Source organism: Plantibacter sp. lyk4-40-MEA-4 (assembly GCF_030209415.1).
Classification (GTDB): domain Bacteria; phylum Actinomycetota; class Actinomycetes; order Actinomycetales; family Microbacteriaceae; genus Plantibacter; species Plantibacter flavus_A.
In genome coordinates this window covers 192,536-208,980 of record NZ_JARVSA010000004.1, presented here as the reverse complement: position 1 = coordinate 208,980, position 16,445 = coordinate 192,536, and the positions used below count along the sequence as shown (strand labels likewise).

Below are 16,445 nucleotides of genomic sequence, written 5' to 3'. Positions count from 1 at the left end.
CGGTTCACGACCTCAGCTCGGTGCGACCGGAGTGCGGCACGGGTGTCCGCTCCAGCAGCTCGGCGAGCACTTCGGAGACGGCCTGGACGCCCGAGCGGTCGTGGGCGCTCACCGCACGGCGGGTGGGGATGAGCCGGTGGGCGAGGACCGGTGCCAGCAGCTGGTCGATGTCGTCGGGGAGGACGAACTCGCGGCCGTCGAGCGCTGCGAGGACCTTGGCCGCACGGACGAGTTGCAGGGTGGCACGCGGGCTCGCGCCGAGGCGGAGTTCGGGGTGCACACGGGTCGCCTGCACGAGCGAGACGCAGTACTGCTCGACGATCGGCGACACGAAGACGCCGCGGGCCCAGGCGATGAGGCGCTCGACGTCGCCCCGTGACGCGACCGGACCGATGGTGTCGAGCGGGTTGACCGTGTCACGCTGGCGGAGCATCGCGAGCTCCGCGGACGCGTCGGGGTATCCCATCGAGATGCGTGCCATGAAGCGGTCGCGCTGGGCCTCCGGCAGGGCGTAGGTGCCCTCCATCTCGAGCGGGTTCTGCGTGGCGACGACGGTGAACGGCGACGGCAGGGCGTGCGTCTCGCCGTCGACCGTGACCTGACGCTCCTCCATCGACTCGAGCAACGCCGACTGGGTCTTCGGCGAGGAGCGGTTGATCTCGTCGGCGATGACGATGTTCGCGAACACCGCGCCGGGCTTGAACTCGAACTCGCGGTCGACCTGGTTGAAGATCGAGACGCCCGTGACGTCGGACGGGAGCAGGTCGGGCGTGAACTGGATCCGGCGGACGGTGCTGCCGACGGACGCGGCGAGGGCCTTCGCGAGGACGGTCTTGCCGACGCCGGGGACGTCCTCGATGAGCAGGTGGCCCTCGGCGAGCATCACGATGAGCGCCATCCGCGCGGCGAACGGCTTGCCGTCGAGGACGCGCTCGACGTTGTCGAGGATGCGCTCGGCCAGCACCTGGAACTCCTCGGCGTTCAGGGCCGGCTTCAGTTCGGCGACGGTGTCCCGCGGGGCGCGGCTGGTATTGCTCTGCTCGGTCATGGTCGGCTCCTGCGGTCGTGGTCGAGCATGCGCTTGAACAGCAGCGCGACGATGGTGGCGAGGCCGATCGTGATGAGGGTCGGGGCGAGTGCTCCGAGGAACTGCATCCAGAGGTAGTTGTCGGTCGGGCCGCTGTCGCCGACGAACCCGCGGTACAGCAGGGTGAACGACTGCCACAGCCCTACGCCGCCGCCGAGGGTGAGGACGACACCGACGATCCAGAGGGCTCGCTCCCAGACGACGGCGCGGACCCGGTGGGCGTCGGCGGCGTCGAGGTACTCCTCGTATCGCTGCTGGTCGAGCTGGGTCTGCTGCGCGTCGGGACCTGTCACCCCAGGCGGATCGGCGACCGTCGTCGCGTCGCCGGTCCGGGCTTCGAACGGGTGGATGCGACGGTCGGCCTGCGAGGGCATGCCGCGGGACGGCTGGGCGCGCGGGCCGTCGTCGAACCGGTCGTCGGTCGGCGGGCGGACGGGGCGACCGTCGGTGGGCGGCTGGATGAGCTGCGGGGCGATCTCCTCGAGCGAGGCGAGGTGACTGCGCCGGCCGGTGTCACCGGTGTTCGGGCGGGTGCGCTCGTCGGTGTGTCCGCGCTGGAACGCGGGGTCGTAGCGTTGGTCCATCGTCGGCCTCCGTCGCGCTGCGTACATCGTCCGGGCCGGAACCCGTTGCCCGATCCTAAGACTGATAACGAACAGGTAACACCCCTGGACATGTCGCCCACAGGAACTGCATATGTGCGCCAGGTCGCGCACACACGGTGCCGGTGCGGGTCAGGGAACTCTTCGGAGCCGACGTGCCCAACGGTTGTGCGGCCCTTCGACAAGCTCAGGGAAAGGTGTTCGTTGCCCGTCCCGTTCTGGTCCCTGAGCTTGTCGAAGGGCGGGGTGTCTCGTGTGCACTTCGACAGGCTCAGTGGCCGGCGTTCGTCGCCCGTCCCGGTTCCGGTCCGTGGCACCCCCTCCGGTCCCTGAGCTTGTCGAAGGGTGGGGTGTTTTGCGGAGACGACGACAGGCCCGGGAACGGGGGTCCGTTCACCGAGCCTGTCGAGGTGCAAGGGCCTACAGCGCCGCGAGCGCCTCGCGGATCGGGGTCTCGCCGCCGATGACCTCGAACTGCGTGCGGGACGCCGCGCCCGACTCGATGAGCGCGAACAGCACAGCGGCGACGTCGGCGCGCGGGATCGAGCCGCGGCCCGTGGTCGTCGCGGCGGTGATCGTTCCGGTCGGGGCGTCGTCCGTCAGGCCACCGGGGCGCACGATCGTCCAGTCGAGGTCGCGCCCGCGGAGGTCGGCGTCGGCCTCGGACTTCGCCCGCAGGTAGACCTGGAACACCTCGTCCGAGTCGGGGTCGAAGTCGTCGGCACCCATCGACGAGACCATCACGTAGCGCGGGACCTTGGCGAGCTCGGCGGCCTCGGCGAGGAGGATGGCGCCGTCGCGGTCGAGTGTGAGCTTGCGGTCGGCGCCGCTGTTCGGGCCGGCTCCCGCCGCGAACACGACGACATCGGCTCCGGCGAGTTCGTCGGCCAGTTCTGCCGCGGAGGAGTGCTCGAGGTCGAGGACGATGGCTCGCGAGCCGATGCCCTGGAGCTCGCCGACCTGCTCGGGGTTGCGGATGATGCCGGCGGGGGAGTGTCCTGCTTCGGCGAGCAGTCGCTGCAGGTGCAGGGCGATCTGTCCGTGTCCTCCGGCGATGACGACGTCGGTCATGTGAGTCCTCTCGTTCGATGCGGTCCCGGTCAGTCCGCCGCCCGTTCGTGGGGACGGCGGTCGATCGGTGGTCTGGGGCCAGTGGTCCCAGATCCGCCAGTCAACGCCTCAACCGGGGCGTACGCAACCCGGTCGCGGCTCGGGTACACTAGGTGACGGCTCCCCGCGTGGCGCCATCCAGGCCAACTCCCCCAGGGCGGAAACGCAGCAAGGGTAACCGGGCTCTGGCGGGTGCGCGGGGAGTCTTTTCGTGCCCGCGGTGCGCCCGCTCCCGCTCTCCGCCCGCTCGCGCCGCAGCAGGACATCCGCCCGGCAGCAGGACACCCGGCCCTGCTTCCTCCTGCTCTCGCGCCGATCTCCTGTGCTCGATCCGGTCTCGTCTCGAGCGCGAACGTCGAAGTCCCGGAGCCCTGCACACGGCAGGACTCCGGGACTCTGGAGTGCGTCAGGTCAGCTGAGCTGGGCGCGACGCTTCCGAACGACGAGCAGAGCGGCTCCACCGAGCATCAGCAGGGCGCTGAGACCGAGGAACGCGGTGCCGTCGACACCGGTCGACGCGAGGGTGTTCCCGGCGTTCGCCGCCGGCGGCGTGGCGGCACCCGGTGCGGCAGCGGCCGGAGCCGCGGCGAGGGTGAAGGACACCGGCTCGGAAGGTGCCGAGATCTGGTCGACCTCGGTCGGGGCCGGGACGGTGCTCTGGATCGCGACGGTCGTGTAGGCGTTCGGCGCGAAGGCGAGCGTGACGCTCCACTGGCCGTTCTCGTCGACGAGGATCTCGTCGGCGGGGTCGGCCGGCTCGGCTGCTGCGCGGGCATTCGCGGAGACCTCGTCGAGCGCCGCGGTCGGCACGGTCAGGAGACCGATGTAGGCGCCGGGCTCGCCGGTTCCGGTGAACGTGACGACGTCGCCGACGACCGTCTCGCCCTCGGTCGGGCTGGTGATGCTCGGAGCGCCGAGGACGGTGTTGGTCGGGAGCGTGAAGTTCACGGTCTGCTCTCCGCGGCCTGCGCCACCGGTGACCTGGTTGACGTTCACGGTCTGGGCGACGGCTGCGTCGTCGGCGTAGGTGCCGGTGGTGGTCCACTGGCCGTTGGTCACGACGGCGGCGGTGGTGCCGGGGACGCGGTCGCCGTTGGTGTCGAGCACGTTGACGGTGGAGCCGTCGGTGCCTGTGCCGGTGAACGTGACCGTGCGGGAGTCCAGAGCCTGGCCCTCGGTCGGGCTGGTGACCGAGAAGGTCTGCGCGGGCACGGCGGCCGGGAGGGTGAAGTTCACGGTCGCTTCGCCGCGGCCTGCGCCGCCGGTGACCTGGTTGACGTTGACCGTCTGGGCGACGGCTGCGTCGTCGGCGTAGGTGCCGGTGGTGGTCCACTGGCCGTTGGTCACGACGGCGGCGGTGGTGCCGGGGACGCGGTCGCCGTTGGTGTCGAGCACGTTGACGGTGGAGCCGTCGGTGCCGGTGCCGGTGAACGTGACCGTGCGGGAGTCCAGAGCCTGGCCCTCGGTCGGGCTCGTCACTGCGAAGGCGGGGGCGACTGCCGGGAGGGAGAAGTCGACACCGACCTGCGGGATGCCGCTGCCGCCGAAGAGGCCGCCGACCTTGATGTTCTGGGCGACGGCTGCGTCGTCCGCGTAGGTCGGGAGCTGGACGCTGTAGTCGATGGGCTGGCCGAAGCTGCCGCCGACGTTGGTCCGGGCGAGCGGCGTGGTGCCGTCCGCCGCGTAGACGATGACGGTCGAGCCGCCGAACACGGAACCGGTGACGGTGACGGTGCGGGAGTCGACGGTGGAGTTCTGGGCAGGCGCGGTGACCGTGAGGCCGGCTTCGGCAGCGGAGGCCGGAGCGGCGGTGAGTACTGCGCCGCCGAGGGCGAGAGCGATGGCGGCGGGCACGGCGAGTGCCTTCCGCCAGGACAGGTGTCGTGACAAGAGGATTCCTTGGGTTCGAGGATCGGGCTGGGGCGTCCGGCAGGACAGCCGCATGCGACTGTGCAGAGCGTCCGTGTTCGTGGACGGGAGATACGACCGGATCAGGCGCCCGTCAGATGTCGGTCGCCCTGCGGGAGAAGCTAACAGTGTTTGGAGCGCTGTTGACCCCAGAGCGGAAATTGGATGATCGACAAAATTGCCTGATCAGCGCCACGCTACGCGGGTGTAGCGCGGTGATCGGGAGCCGCTTCCGCGGAAGGGCGCGGTTCTCGATGATGTAAGCGTTTGCACTCCTGCAGATCACGCGGCCGCAACATTGATGGCGGCGGCGATCCGGGGTTGCCCTGGGTCGGTTCTGCTGCTACCGCTCTTCGCGACCACGACATTGTGCGCTTACCCAGCCCCCGCAGACGTCGCCCCCGTAGGCTGGAAACCGTGGCGCGAAGCATCTACATCATCTCTGCCGAAGGACACTCCGGGAAGTCGACGGTGGCCCTCGGGGTCCTCGACACCCTGAGTCATCAGATCGAGCGGATCGGGGTGTTCCGCCCCATCGCACGGTCCACGACGAAACCCGACTACGTGCTCCAGCTGCTGCTCGAGCACGACGGCGTCGACCTCGCCTACGAGGACTGCATCGGCGTCAGCTACGACGACGTGCACACCGATCCTGAGGCGGCGCTCTCGCGCATCGTCCAGCGGTACAAGCACATCGAGGCGCAGTGCGACGCGGTCGTCATCCTCGGCTCCGACTACACCGACGTCGGCAGCCCGACGGAGCTCGGCTACAACGCCCGGATCGCCACCAACCTCGGCGCACCCGTCCTCCTCGTGCTCGGCGGCCGTGCCGGTCAGGGTGCGGGGGAGCAGCTCGGGCAGTCCGTCGCCCGCACACCCGACGACATGCGCAACATCGCCGAACTCGCCCTGGGTGAACTCGCCGACGCACACGCGCAGCTGCTCGCTGTCGTCGCGAACCGCGCCGATCCCGACAAGCTCCTCGAGATCACCGCTGCGATCAGCGACGCCATCCACCCGAACGGTTCCGCGAACGGTTCCGTCGTCGCCCCGGCCGGCCACGCCGCCGGCGCCGCGATGGTCCCCGTCTGGGCCATCCCCGAAGACACCTTCCTCATCGCCCCGACGATGGACAGCATCCTGGAGGCTGTCGACGGCACCCTGGTGAAGGGCAGTGAGGAGCTGCTCACCCGCGAGGCGCTCGGCGTCGTCGTGGCGGGCATGTCCATGGTGAACGTGCTCCCGCGCATCACCGAGGGATCCGTCATCGTCATCCCGGCAGACCGCACGGAGGTGCTGCTCGCCGCGCTCATGGCCAACGCCTCCGGCACGTTCCCGTCGATCGCGGGCATCGTGCTCAACGGTGGATTCCCGCTGCCCGAGGTGGTGGAGGAGCTCATCTCCGGTCTCGGCGAGATCCCGCCGATCGTCAGCACCGACCTCGGCACCTACGACACCGCGGTCCGCGTCATGAACACCCGTGGGCGCCTCGCCGCAGACTCGCAGCGCAAGTACGACACCGCGCTCGCGCTGTTCGAGCAGAACGTCGACGCACCGCTCCTGCTCGAGCTGCTCAACGTCGCGCGCGCCGACGTCGTCACGCCCCTCATGTTCGAATACGGGCTGCTGGAGCGTGCGCGGTCGAACCGCAAGCACATCGTGTTGCCGGAGGGCGACGACGACCGCATCCTCCGCGCGGCCGGCACCCTGCTCGCGCGTGAGGTCGCCGACCTCACCATCCTCGGTGAGGAGATCGAGGTGCGGTCGCGGGCCATCGAGCTCGGCATCGACCTCAGCAAGGCGACCATCGTCAGCCCCTTCGACGCGGTGCTGCGCCTCAAGTTCGCCGAGGAGTACGCCAGGTTGCGGGCCCACAAGGGCGTCACGATCGACATGGCGAGCGACGCCGTCACCGACGTGTCCTACTTCGGCACGATGATGGTGCACCTCGGGCTCGCCGACGGCATGGTCTCGGGCGCCGCGCACACGACGGCGCACACGATTCGGCCGTCGTTCGAGATCATCAAGACGAAGCCCGGCGTCTCCGTGGTGTCGAGCGTGTTCCTCATGGCGCTCGCCGACCGCGTGCTCGTCTACGGCGACTGCGCGGTGAATCCCGACCCGACCGACGCCCAGCTCGCCGACATCGCGATCTCCTCGGCCGAGACGGCGGAGCAGTTCGGGATCGAGCAGCGCATCGCGATGCTGTCGTACTCCACCGGTGACTCCGGTGCGGGTGCCGACGTCGAGAAGGTCCGCTCAGCGACCCGGCAGGTGCGCGAGCGTCGGCCCGACCTCCTCGTCGAGGGGCCGATCCAGTACGACGCGGCCGCCGACGCCGCGGTGGCCGCGACGAAGATGCCCGACTCGCAGGTCGCCGGCCGTGCGACGGTGTTCATCTTCCCCGACCTCAACACCGGCAACAACACGTACAAGGCGGTGCAGCGCTCCGCGGGTGCCGTCGCGATCGGCCCGGTGCTGCAGGGGCTCAACAAGCCGATCAACGATCTGTCGCGCGGCGCGCTCGTGCAGGACATCGTCAACACCGTCGCGATCACCGCCATCCAGGCGCAGGAACAGGAATAGGTCCAGACACACATGCCCACCGTCCTCGTGGTGAACTCCGGTTCCTCGTCGTTCAAGTACCAGCTCATCGATGTCGAGACGGAGCGGACGCTCGCCAGCGGACTCGTCGAACGCATCGGCGACGCTACGGGTGCCGCCGAGCACCGGTCCTACCTCCCGGACGCCGCCGGCGCGACGACCCCGCCCATCGAGGAGCGCTGGGTCATCGAGCGCGAGATCCCCGACCACACGGCCGGGTTCCGCGTCATGCTCGACGCGTTCGCCGAGCACGGGCCGTCACTCGACGAGCATGCGCCGATCGCGGTCGGCCACCGGGTGGTGCACGGCGGGAAGCGCTTCTTCGAGCCGACCGTGGTGACGGACCTCGTGAAGATCAACATCGAGGACATCTCCGAGCTGGCGCCGCTGCACAACCCGGCGAACCTGCAGGGGATCAACGCGGCGCAGGTCGCGTTCCCCGATGTCCCGCACGTGGCGGTGTTCGACACGGCGTTCCACCAGACCATCCCGGCTGCGGCGTACACCTACGCGATCGATGCGGAGCTCGCCGCGAAGCACCGCGTGCGTCGGTACGGCTTCCACGGGACCTCGCACAAGTTCGTGTCGGAGGCTGCGGCGGCGTTCCTCGACCGCCCGCTCGGTGAGCTGAAGCAGATCGTCTTCCACCTCGGCAACGGGGCGTCGGCGTGCGCGATCGACGGCGGCCGGTCGGTCGACACGTCGATGGGTATGACGCCCCTCGAAGGACTCGTCATGGGAACGCGTTCCGGTGACCTCGACCCCGCGGTGCTGTTCCACCTGCATCGCAAGGCGGGGCTCGGGTTCGACGAGCTCGACACGCTGCTCAACCGCCGCAGTGGTCTGCTGGGGCTGTCGGGTACCGGGGACATGCGCGACGTCACCGAGTCGGCGTCGAAGGGCGACGAAGCGGCGCAGCTCGCGCTCGACGTGACCGTCCACCGCTTGCGGCACTACCTCGGGGCGTACCTCGCGGTCCTCGGCGGTCTCGACGTGGTGGTGTTCACCGCCGGTGTCGGCGAGAACGCGCCGCTGATCCGCGCGGGTGCGGTGCAGGGGCTCAAGGGGCTCGGCATCATCCTCGACGAGGACCGCAACGCCGAGCGTGCGCGTGGCATCCGGGTGATCTCGACGGACGACTCCCCGGTGACCGTCCTCGTCGTCCCCACCAACGAGGAGCTCGAGATCGCCCGCCAGACGGTCGCCGCACTGGCGTAGCCGCGAGTCGCCGACCCTTCGGTCCCTGAGAACCTCTGCCGGCCCTTGAGCACCTCTGCCGGACCCTAAGCACCTCTGCCGGTCCCTCAGCGCCCTCTGCCGGTCCCTGAGCTTGTCGAAGGGCCCACGGGTGACTCCTGCGAACGGTTCGGTTCCGCGTGGCGCACTTCAACAGGCTCAGTGACCATCTCCGGTCCCTGAGCCTGTCGAAGGGTTGTCCGTGTTGCATTTCGACAGGCTCAATGACCGAGACCCCCCGTTCCTTGGGGTTGGTGGAGAGTTGTCCGCGGTGCACTTCGACAGGCTCAGTGACCGATATCGACCGCCGGTTCGTGAGCCTGTCGAAGGGCAGACGGGAGAGTTCTTGGTTTTAGCCCTGCGGGGGGAGGAAGGCGGAGCGGCAGCTCCATTGCTGCACTCCGCCCGGTCGCACGTGCCGGGACCGCTTGGCCCAGGCCATGCGCGCCAGCCATTTGCGCGTTCGGGTAACGAAAATGACCGGAAACAGTGATTCGGAGCGTCCGGCCGCATGGATTGGGTTGACGTCGAGATAATCGTCAGGTCGTGCTGAGCACGTCACGCAGCGCGCAGCCTCGGCTTTCCGCCGCGTCGCGGGATGCGATGCGGATCGATGTGTGCGGGCGGGATGAACCAGGGCACGTGGTCGCGCACGATGACCTCCCATCCGTCGTTGTGGATGCGATGGTGATGGAAACTGCACAACAGGATGCCGTTGGACAGGTCGGTCGGTCCGCCTCGTGACCACCAGACGAGGTGATGAGCCTCGGTATACGACGGTGGATGGGTACAGCCGGTCCAGGCGCAGCCGCCATCGCGCTCAGCGAGGGCGATCTTCTGGTTCTTGGTGAACAATCGTGTGCCGACTCCGAGGTCGAGCACCTGCGACGGCCCGCCGAGCACCATCGGGATGATCCGGCCATCGGCCGCCATGCACCGTGCGGTGCCGGCGGAGATCGGTTCGGAGACGCCATCAATGTAGGCCCTGCCGTCGGACCACTGGCCGTCGTCGGCCAGATCGGGTTCGTCCATGCGGATGATGAGGGAGACGGGCGCCAGTTCCATGACCGACGACTCGCAACCCGCGGCGTGACGGAAGACCCCGACGAGGGCTTCCACGCGGCGTTCGTCCATCGTGCGGGTGTCGGGCATCTCTGCCGGCGGGACGTAGGCGTCGTCGAGCGGATCCGCGGAGGGCAGCTCACCGCTGGTTGCTGCCGCCGCGGCCGTTTCATCGGAGGGATCGACGAACCGGACCTGCCGCAGCTGCTTGCCGACGACGGCGTCCATCGTCGCGCGGATCCATCCCGCCGCCTCGGGCGCGAGGAAGGCGCGGAGCTCGGTCATGCCGTCGGGGAGTTCGCGGAGGGTGCAGCGCTGTTGCCTCCGGAGGGCGATCTCCCGTGGCACGGGGCCGTCTTGGTCGAGGCTGGTGCGGACGAGCTTGGCGAGGCTGTTGACCTCGGCGAGCGGTGCACCGTCGCAGTGCTCGATGCCGGCGCTGACGGCACGGTGGACGCGTTCGTCGTCGACACTGGAGCCCACCAGTCGCAGCTCGCGCAGCAGGATGCCTGCGCCCTCGACACTGAGTGCGGACCGGACGAAGCGGGATGGGGCGGCCGTCTCGTCGTGGTCGACCGTGCACGTCGGGTTGTCGCCTTCGGACAGCGGCAGGCAGGGGGCATCGGCAGCGGGCCGGGGTTCGATGGCGGCGGCGATCTCGGGGCGGTCGCATTCGATGACGTCGCCGGTGAGGGCGCGCTTGGGGGTGATCGCCTGGGCGACCGAGGTGATCGTGGCGGCGCGTCCACGAGAGATGCGCCAACGCTCCGAGAGCATGACGGCCGGCGTCGCATACCCGTGGCTGCGGGCCAACGGCTCGTGGCCGACGATGCCGCCGCGGGAACGCTCAGACACCGAGCCCATGACGCGGGCGGCAAGGACCTCGACCACGTGCTGCACGGCGCCCAGCTGGTCGAGGACGCGGACCACGCCTGCGTCGTTCATGCCGGCGAGTTGCTCGATGGCGTCGTCGCCCGGTCGGATCGGGTCGAGCGCGCCCGACCAGGTGCGGAGGAACTCGGACACCGTCTCGCCCAGCGTGCCCAAGGGGTCGGCGGAGACCGGACCGAGGGGATCGCGTGGGCTGCTGGACATGGGACCATCCAAACATGAGCCACTGACATTCGAACGCCGAGCGATTCCTCCTCTGATCTGGGATATTTAGCCAACGTCTGTTGCGCGCGGATACCTCGCCGCGCTCTGTGAGTGGCGAGGGACTTCTCGTGTGGCCCGCGTACACTCGCCATATGCGCCCACTGTCCGACCGCGAGCGCGACCTCATAGTCGCCCTGATCGCCCGCGGAACGGAGCCGGGTGCCGACCGGGCCATCGCCGCCTCGGGTAGAGAACGCTGGGCAGGACAGCTCGCAGGCCTCATGGTGCACGGGACGTGCGGCTGCGGCACGTGTCCCTCGATCGACCTGACTCCCGACAGCGGCGATCGGCCGACCCCGACGCGTCAGACGGTCCTCGAGGCGAGTGCGTCGAACGCGTTCCTCCTCCTCTTCATCGAGGACGACCGGCCGACCTATCTGGAACTCGCCCCGTTCGGCGATGAACCGATCACCGAGTTCCCGCCGGTGGCGGACGTCGAGTTCTGAGGTCGCACCTCGACGGAGGTTGCCACCCTTCGACAAGCTCAGGGACCGGGAGGGGTACTCAGGGACCGGGAGGGCTGTTCGGGGACCGCACGGGGTGCCCGGGGATAGGGATGGGTGCTCAAGACCGGGTGGCGCGCTCAGGGACCGGGAGTGGTGCTCAGGGACCGGGAGTAGTGCTTAGGGCCCAAGAGAGCGCTCAGACCGAGCGGGCCCGCTCAGGAACCGGGAGCGGTGCTTCGGGGGCCACGGGGTGCGTAGAACCGAAGCGTTCGCATCCGTCGCGATCCGGTCCGGTCCCTGAGCCTGTCGAAGGGCACCAACGCCCGAATCAGTCGCGCGTTCCGAACAGTCCTTCGCCGTGCTTCGTCAGCACCTCGTACGCGTCGGCGTAGTTGTCCGGCAGCGGGGCGCCGGGTTCGTACTTCGCGAGGAGGATCCCGATCAGTCCGAGAGCCGGCGGCGTGAGCGGTCGCTTGCGGTCCTTGTCCTTGTCGGCACGGGCGTTCGCCTCGGGGTTCGGCGGCACGTAGGCGGGCGTCACCGTCGGCCACAGCACGGGTTGCCTCGGTGAGGTGAGGTTCACGGCGTTGAAGATGCTCGTGGCGGTGCGGTCGCGTTCGGTCAGTGGGTCGAGTCCGTGCAGCTCGGCGAGGGTCTTCATGAGTGAGCCGTGATGCATCTCCTCGTTGATGACGCTGCCGGCCTTGGTGTACGCGGAGATGACGATGGTCGGCACCCGCAGTCCGAGGCGGTCGAAGGTGAAGCCCATCTCGCCCGCCTCCGGCTTGCCAGACGGCGGGGTCGCTTCAGGTGGCGCGACGTGGTCGTAGATGCCGCCGTGTTCGTCGAAGGTGACGAGCATGACCGTGTTCATCGCGTTCGAGCCGGTGGTCGACGCACCGTGCTTGATCGCCGTGTAGACCTCGCCGAGGAGTTGCTCGCCGGCGCGCATGTCGGAGTAGGCGGAGTCGAGCTCCGGGTCGAGGTCGTCGCGGCTCGGGTTGTCGGGGCGGACGACCGGCGGGTGCATGTCGTTGTGATCGAACACCATGCGTGGTTCGACGAAGGCGTAGTCGGGCAGGTCACCGTTGGCTGCGTCCTCGTGGAACTGCTCCATGCTGCGGAAGTTGCTCTTCCAGTACTGCTCGATCGACGGTGCGCTCAGGAGACCGGTGAGGGAGACGACCTGTTGGGCGTCGTAGTAGACGCGCCAGGTCTTGCCGGCCTCCTCGAGCCGGTTGAACACGGTGGGAACGGCCGGTGCGCTCAGCCACTTGCCGATGCCGTCGCCCTCGATGTTGGTGACGTAGCCGTGGGAGGTGCTCGCGTGGAAGAAGGAGCGGTTGCAGAAGGTCTGTGAGGGGACCGCCGCATACCAGTGGTCGTAGACGCCGAAGTTCTTGGCGAGCGTGGACAGCACCGGCAGCATCTCGGGGGAGAAGCCGCCCATGACGGTGGAGTACTCCTCGGGCGTCGGCTTGCGTCCGCGGGCGAGCGTCGAATTGACGATGTAGTCCTTGACGAAGCCGTCGTTCTTGGGGGAGGAGGTGTCGGCGGGGAGGTTCCACGGCGGCTGGAGCGGGTTGCGGAGGTCGCCGTTGCTCTCGGGGTCGATGGTGCCGAAGAGCTGCGTGTTGACGTGCGGGTAGAACTCGCCGGGGTCCGGGTCGGGTTGCGCCATGATCTGGTCGGTGGGGCCCGTGTAGACGTGGGCGCGGACGGCTTCGCCGGACTCACCGGGGTTGCTGTAGTCGCCCTGGGCGAGGCCGTCGAAGGTCTGGCCGGCCGGTTCGCCTCCCGCGGGGTACAGCCAGCCGAGCATGTGGTCGAAGGACCGGTTCTCGAACATCACGACGACGACGTGGTCGAACCCCGGTTCGCTGCGCTTGGGGAGCGGCGTGAAGCCGTAGTCCTCCTGCGGGTTGGACGCGGTGGCGGCCGCGATGCCACCGGCAACGGCACCGCCAGCTGCGAGACCCGCGACGCCGAAGCCTGCGGCGCGGAAGAAGTCTCGGCGGGAGGTGGGGCCTTTGGGGCGGGGATCCTGTTCCCCGCCAGGCTCGCTAACGTTTGGCTGCGCGGGGCTATCACTTTTGGTCACTTATGCCTCCCGTGGCCCATTTCACCGATCCGCATAGAGCAGCGTCATCCCAGACACCGGAGCACTGACGACAAGTCAGCCCCCTGGCGTCCAAGGTAGTCGAGCTGAAGGGAGCACGCAGGGTGTTATCGCAGGCGAAGGACTAGGCAACCCCTGGGTCTGCAACCCGACTGATTCCCAATCTGACGGGGTGGGCCATTCAGACGAGTTCGAGGGTGTCGACAGATCCTCCCAAGCTCGCACAGTCGCGGTGGACCGAATCTGCCATGACTATGAAGCGGACGGTAGGGGCGTCGTGAGCGCAGTGTGGTCTCGGTTCCATGACAAAGGCGTCACCCATACGCTCGGTAGCATCTCGAGAGAAGCCAAAGCAACCGCCCCCACCGCGATCAAAGCTAGAAGAGTTTACGCCCACGGCCGAGAACGGAACCGACCGCTCATCGCTCCACCGGCGAATATCGAGGGGCCTCGCGGCGGACACCCCATCTTCGTATCTCGCGCAAACGGGCCGCACGGCTCGCTTTGGATCCTGAAGTGCGGCCCAGGCCAGGCAGGAGTCCGATGATGGTCACGGCGAGAAGGTCCAGTCGAGTCAGCAGGCTCTGAGCCCTGGGTAGGTGGTAGCTTGCTAGACGAATTGCGGCGTCCGCGCGAGCCCGCTCTACCAGGGTTGAGTGCGAGGCTTGCGAAGAAGCTCCTACATGTTCTACTTGCGCAGTGCGCAGCGCGTAAAGCTTGCCGCCCCCCTTCAAGACGCGTTGCGATAGATCCGCATCTTCCCCGTACAAGAAGAAGCGCTCATCGAACGCCCCGAGGCGCTGCAAGAGCTCCCTGTCCGCAAACATCGCACCCCCGCTCACCTTTTGCACAGAGACGAGGTCTAATGCGGCGGTCTCTAGATAGCGTCTGTAACTCGGGCGCTTGATCAGGCGCCCCGTGGACGACCACCAGTGCATGAGTCCATCCACCTGAACTGAACTACCGCTGACGAGCCAGCCGGCGATGAGATCACCACGATGCTGCTGGGCTACACCATGCAGAGCAGCCAGAGCACCTGCGCCGAGGGCGGCGTCTGGATTAAGGAACATTACAAAATCACCGTTCGCCTCAGTGAGAGCCAAGTTTGATGCGGCTCCGAAACCCAAGTTCACTGGGCTTGCAATCCACACGTTGGTGCGGCTCTCGAACCTCGCGCGAAGCGAAGCCTCGGCTGAGTTATCGACCACCACGATCTCGACCTTGAGACCGGACCCGTCTCGAGCTTGATCAATCGATGATATGCAACGTTCCACTAGATCGGGGTCGGTATGAAAAAGCACTATACATACCGTGACATCAGTTCCCAATTCTAACCACCTTTGCGTCAGTTTGAAGCATACTCGGGCGAGCGTCACCGAGGGCTCGTGAGCGAACCCGGTATGTCATGGCGAAGAAAACGCCCAAAAGCAAGAGAACGGGACGAGTATAGATAGCATCGTAAACGAACCCGGAGAGCAGAACGGAGGCAATACCGATTCCGCCAGCTATCGCGACGACGTCTGCGCGGCGACTAAGTAGGCAACCTATTGCTATGATGGCGACAGTCAGCAACGTAGCACCGCCTATTAGCCCCATATCCCACAATACAGTAACGTACATATTGTCCACCGTGGTTAAGCCAAGAATACCGAGCGATGAACCCAGGTCGTTTTGCAGACTCCGAGGGCCGCTGCCTGCAATGATGCAGACGAGATCACAGCCGGTCGCCCATCGCTCGAGGATCTCGTTGGAAAAGAGGCGTCCCTGGACGGAGTCTGAACCGGCAAGCTCTGCGAACGCAAAAAGTCGACTATTGCCGAGCGAAGTCGAAATCGATGGCCAGGCCGCCAGAATCCCGCCCGCAGACAGGATACCAGCGAACATAGCCAGCGGGCTCAGCCTGACAGAACGTCGCACAACTGACCGAAGAACAATCATGGCGACCATCACGATGGTTAGCAAAAACGCTGATCTCGTTCCGGTCATTAGTAACGAGCCGGAGACGCAGGCGGCCGAGACTATCCGTCCCTGGAGCCGCGCCCGACCTGAAACGTTATGCTCAGCCAAGAGCCAGCAGACGGCGCCCAGGCTGACCGCAATCATTGCAGCGGGCACCGGCTGCCCCACAATGCCCCGAGCGCGGAAACCTGCGAGATCGACGAGCGAACGAAGCGGCGTGCCGAAGAACTCAGAGACTATCGTGCCTCGCGCAATGTAATCAATCGCTAGAGTGGCCGTCACCGCAACGAGCAGAACGAGGAGAATGCGATAGAGAGTATCGCGGGTCGATGCGAAGGTCAGGCCAGCCCCCATCAGGAATGGCGCGAAGAAGAACCCAACTGAAGCGACGTCTCCGGCAACCAGGGTGCCGATTGCAATGAGAACGGTTAACGGTATTAGATGCCGAAATAGCGGGGTGGCTCCGGCACGGGCAAGAACTATTGTTGCAAAGAGCGCTCCAAAAGTAGTGGTCGCCAGCGAGAGGACACCCCACGCACTCGAGAGTGTGACGTAGTTGACCGGAATCGCCCAGGCCAGAACCGCCAATACCACTGCCGCACCGTCAACAAGAGACCTACGGCCCGTCAGCTTCAAGTGTGTTCCCCTCGAAGTGCGAGCAACCTGAGACCGTCCTCGGCGATCAGATCGCTCAAGATCTCAACGTTTGCCTTAATCTTCTCGTCGTCCCAATTCCACCACTGCATATCCTGAAGCGCCCTCGATACGTCAGCGTCAAATCGAGGCCGAATGTTGCGCGCTGGAACACCTCCCGCGATTGTAAACGGTGCTATGTCTCCAGTGACGACGCTTCCGGCCAACACAATGGCGCCATCGCCAATCGTGACTCCAGAAACCACTGTTACCCCGAAGCCGATCCAAACGTCGTTGCCGATTCTCACGTCCCCCTTCGAGGATGGAAATCCGTCAGCTCCTGCACCAGGAAGGCCTAGCTTCTCGCGCAGCGGGAACGTCGTCATTCGGTCTATTGGGTGGTTACCGCCTAAGAGGATGGTTACGCTGGGACCCAGTGAAGTAAAGTTGCCGACTACGAGCCTGGTTGAATCATTAGCAAATGTTTTCAGCACTGGAATGGCGTATGAATGACGCCCAATCGC

The 16,445-nt window shown here is 67.0% G+C and carries 12 protein-coding genes and 1 other RNA gene; 4 read left to right on the top strand and 9 right to left on the bottom strand.

Annotated features, from left to right (window positions below):
* Positions 1-4 precede the first annotated feature (4 nt).
* The 3 genes from QRN44_RS09085 to QRN44_RS09075 all read right to left on the bottom strand — a co-directional run bounded on the left by QRN44_RS09085 (position 5) and on the right by QRN44_RS09075 (position 2,760).
* The gene (locus QRN44_RS09085; protein WP_064294961.1) at positions 5-1,048 is read right to left on the bottom strand and encodes an AAA family ATPase; all 1,044 of its coding nucleotides are present in this window, start codon (positions 1,046-1,048) and stop codon (positions 5-7) included.
* On the bottom strand, positions 1,045-1,671 hold the full coding sequence (locus QRN44_RS09080) for a hypothetical protein (RefSeq protein ID WP_285038938.1): 627 nt from the start codon (positions 1,669-1,671) through the stop codon (positions 1,045-1,047). The genes QRN44_RS09085 and QRN44_RS09080 overlap by 4 nt, the downstream gene beginning before the upstream one ends.
* 438 nt (positions 1,672-2,109) lie before the next feature.
* The gene (locus tag QRN44_RS09075) at positions 2,110-2,760 is read right to left on the bottom strand and encodes an SDR family oxidoreductase (protein ID WP_121293855.1); all 651 of its coding nucleotides are present in this window, start codon (positions 2,758-2,760) and stop codon (positions 2,110-2,112) included.
* 154 nt (positions 2,761-2,914) lie between these two features.
* Here QRN44_RS09075 and ffs point away from each other — a divergent pair.
* Positions 2,915-3,011, top strand: an RNA gene (gene ffs, locus QRN44_RS09070) — signal recognition particle sRNA small type.
* Positions 3,012-3,210: 199 nt separating this feature from the next.
* On the opposite strand, the gene QRN44_RS09065 is transcribed toward ffs, so the two are convergent.
* Positions 3,211-4,689, bottom strand: coding sequence for an LPXTG cell wall anchor domain-containing protein (locus QRN44_RS09065; protein ID WP_175117423.1), 1,479 nt, complete (start codon positions 4,687-4,689; stop codon positions 3,211-3,213).
* Between the two features lie 435 nt (positions 4,690-5,124).
* Here QRN44_RS09065 and pta point away from each other — a divergent pair, with 435 nt between their 5' ends.
* Together pta and QRN44_RS09055 are read left to right on the top strand one after the other, a co-directional pair.
* A complete protein-coding gene (gene pta / locus QRN44_RS09060; RefSeq protein ID WP_064296374.1) occupies positions 5,125-7,293 on the top strand; it encodes a phosphate acetyltransferase in 2,169 nt (722 codons plus the stop codon).
* Between the two features lie 12 nt (positions 7,294-7,305).
* Positions 7,306-8,529 (top strand): acetate/propionate family kinase, encoded by a 1,224-nt coding sequence (locus QRN44_RS09055; RefSeq protein WP_285038936.1) that lies wholly within the window; start codon positions 7,306-7,308, stop codon positions 8,527-8,529.
* 576 nt (positions 8,530-9,105) lie between these two features.
* Here QRN44_RS09055 and QRN44_RS09050 read toward each other — a convergent pair.
* Positions 9,106-10,704: an HNH endonuclease signature motif containing protein gene (locus QRN44_RS09050; RefSeq protein ID WP_285038935.1), complete on the bottom strand. Its 1,599-nt coding sequence runs from the start codon at positions 10,702-10,704 to the stop codon at positions 9,106-9,108.
* A gap of 152 nt (positions 10,705-10,856) precedes the next feature.
* On the opposite strand from QRN44_RS09050, the gene QRN44_RS09045 reads away from it, so the two are divergent.
* On the top strand, positions 10,857-11,210 hold the full coding sequence (locus QRN44_RS09045) for a hypothetical protein (RefSeq protein ID WP_285038934.1): 354 nt from the start codon (positions 10,857-10,859) through the stop codon (positions 11,208-11,210).
* Positions 11,211-11,538: 328 nt separating this feature from the next.
* Here the strand turns inward: QRN44_RS09045 and QRN44_RS09040 are convergent, their stop codons facing one another.
* The 4 genes from QRN44_RS09040 to QRN44_RS09030 form a co-directional block, all read right to left on the bottom strand.
* Entirely contained in the window at positions 11,539-13,311 is a 1,773-nt protein-coding gene (locus QRN44_RS09040; RefSeq protein WP_285038933.1) for an alkaline phosphatase family protein, read from the bottom strand.
* Between the two features lie 437 nt (positions 13,312-13,748).
* Positions 13,749-14,705 (bottom strand): glycosyltransferase, encoded by a 957-nt coding sequence (locus tag QRN44_RS18610; RefSeq protein ID WP_350310094.1) that lies wholly within the window; start codon positions 14,703-14,705, stop codon positions 13,749-13,751.
* Positions 14,647-15,882, bottom strand: coding sequence for an O-antigen ligase family protein (locus QRN44_RS09035; RefSeq protein ID WP_285038932.1), 1,236 nt, complete (start codon positions 15,880-15,882; stop codon positions 14,647-14,649). The genes QRN44_RS18610 and QRN44_RS09035 overlap by 59 nt, the downstream gene beginning before the upstream one ends.
* A 38-nt stretch (positions 15,883-15,920) precedes the next feature.
* A complete protein-coding gene (locus tag QRN44_RS09030; protein WP_285038931.1) occupies positions 15,921-16,307 on the bottom strand; it encodes a CatB-related O-acetyltransferase in 387 nt (128 codons plus the stop codon).
* Positions 16,308-16,445 lie beyond the last annotated feature (138 nt).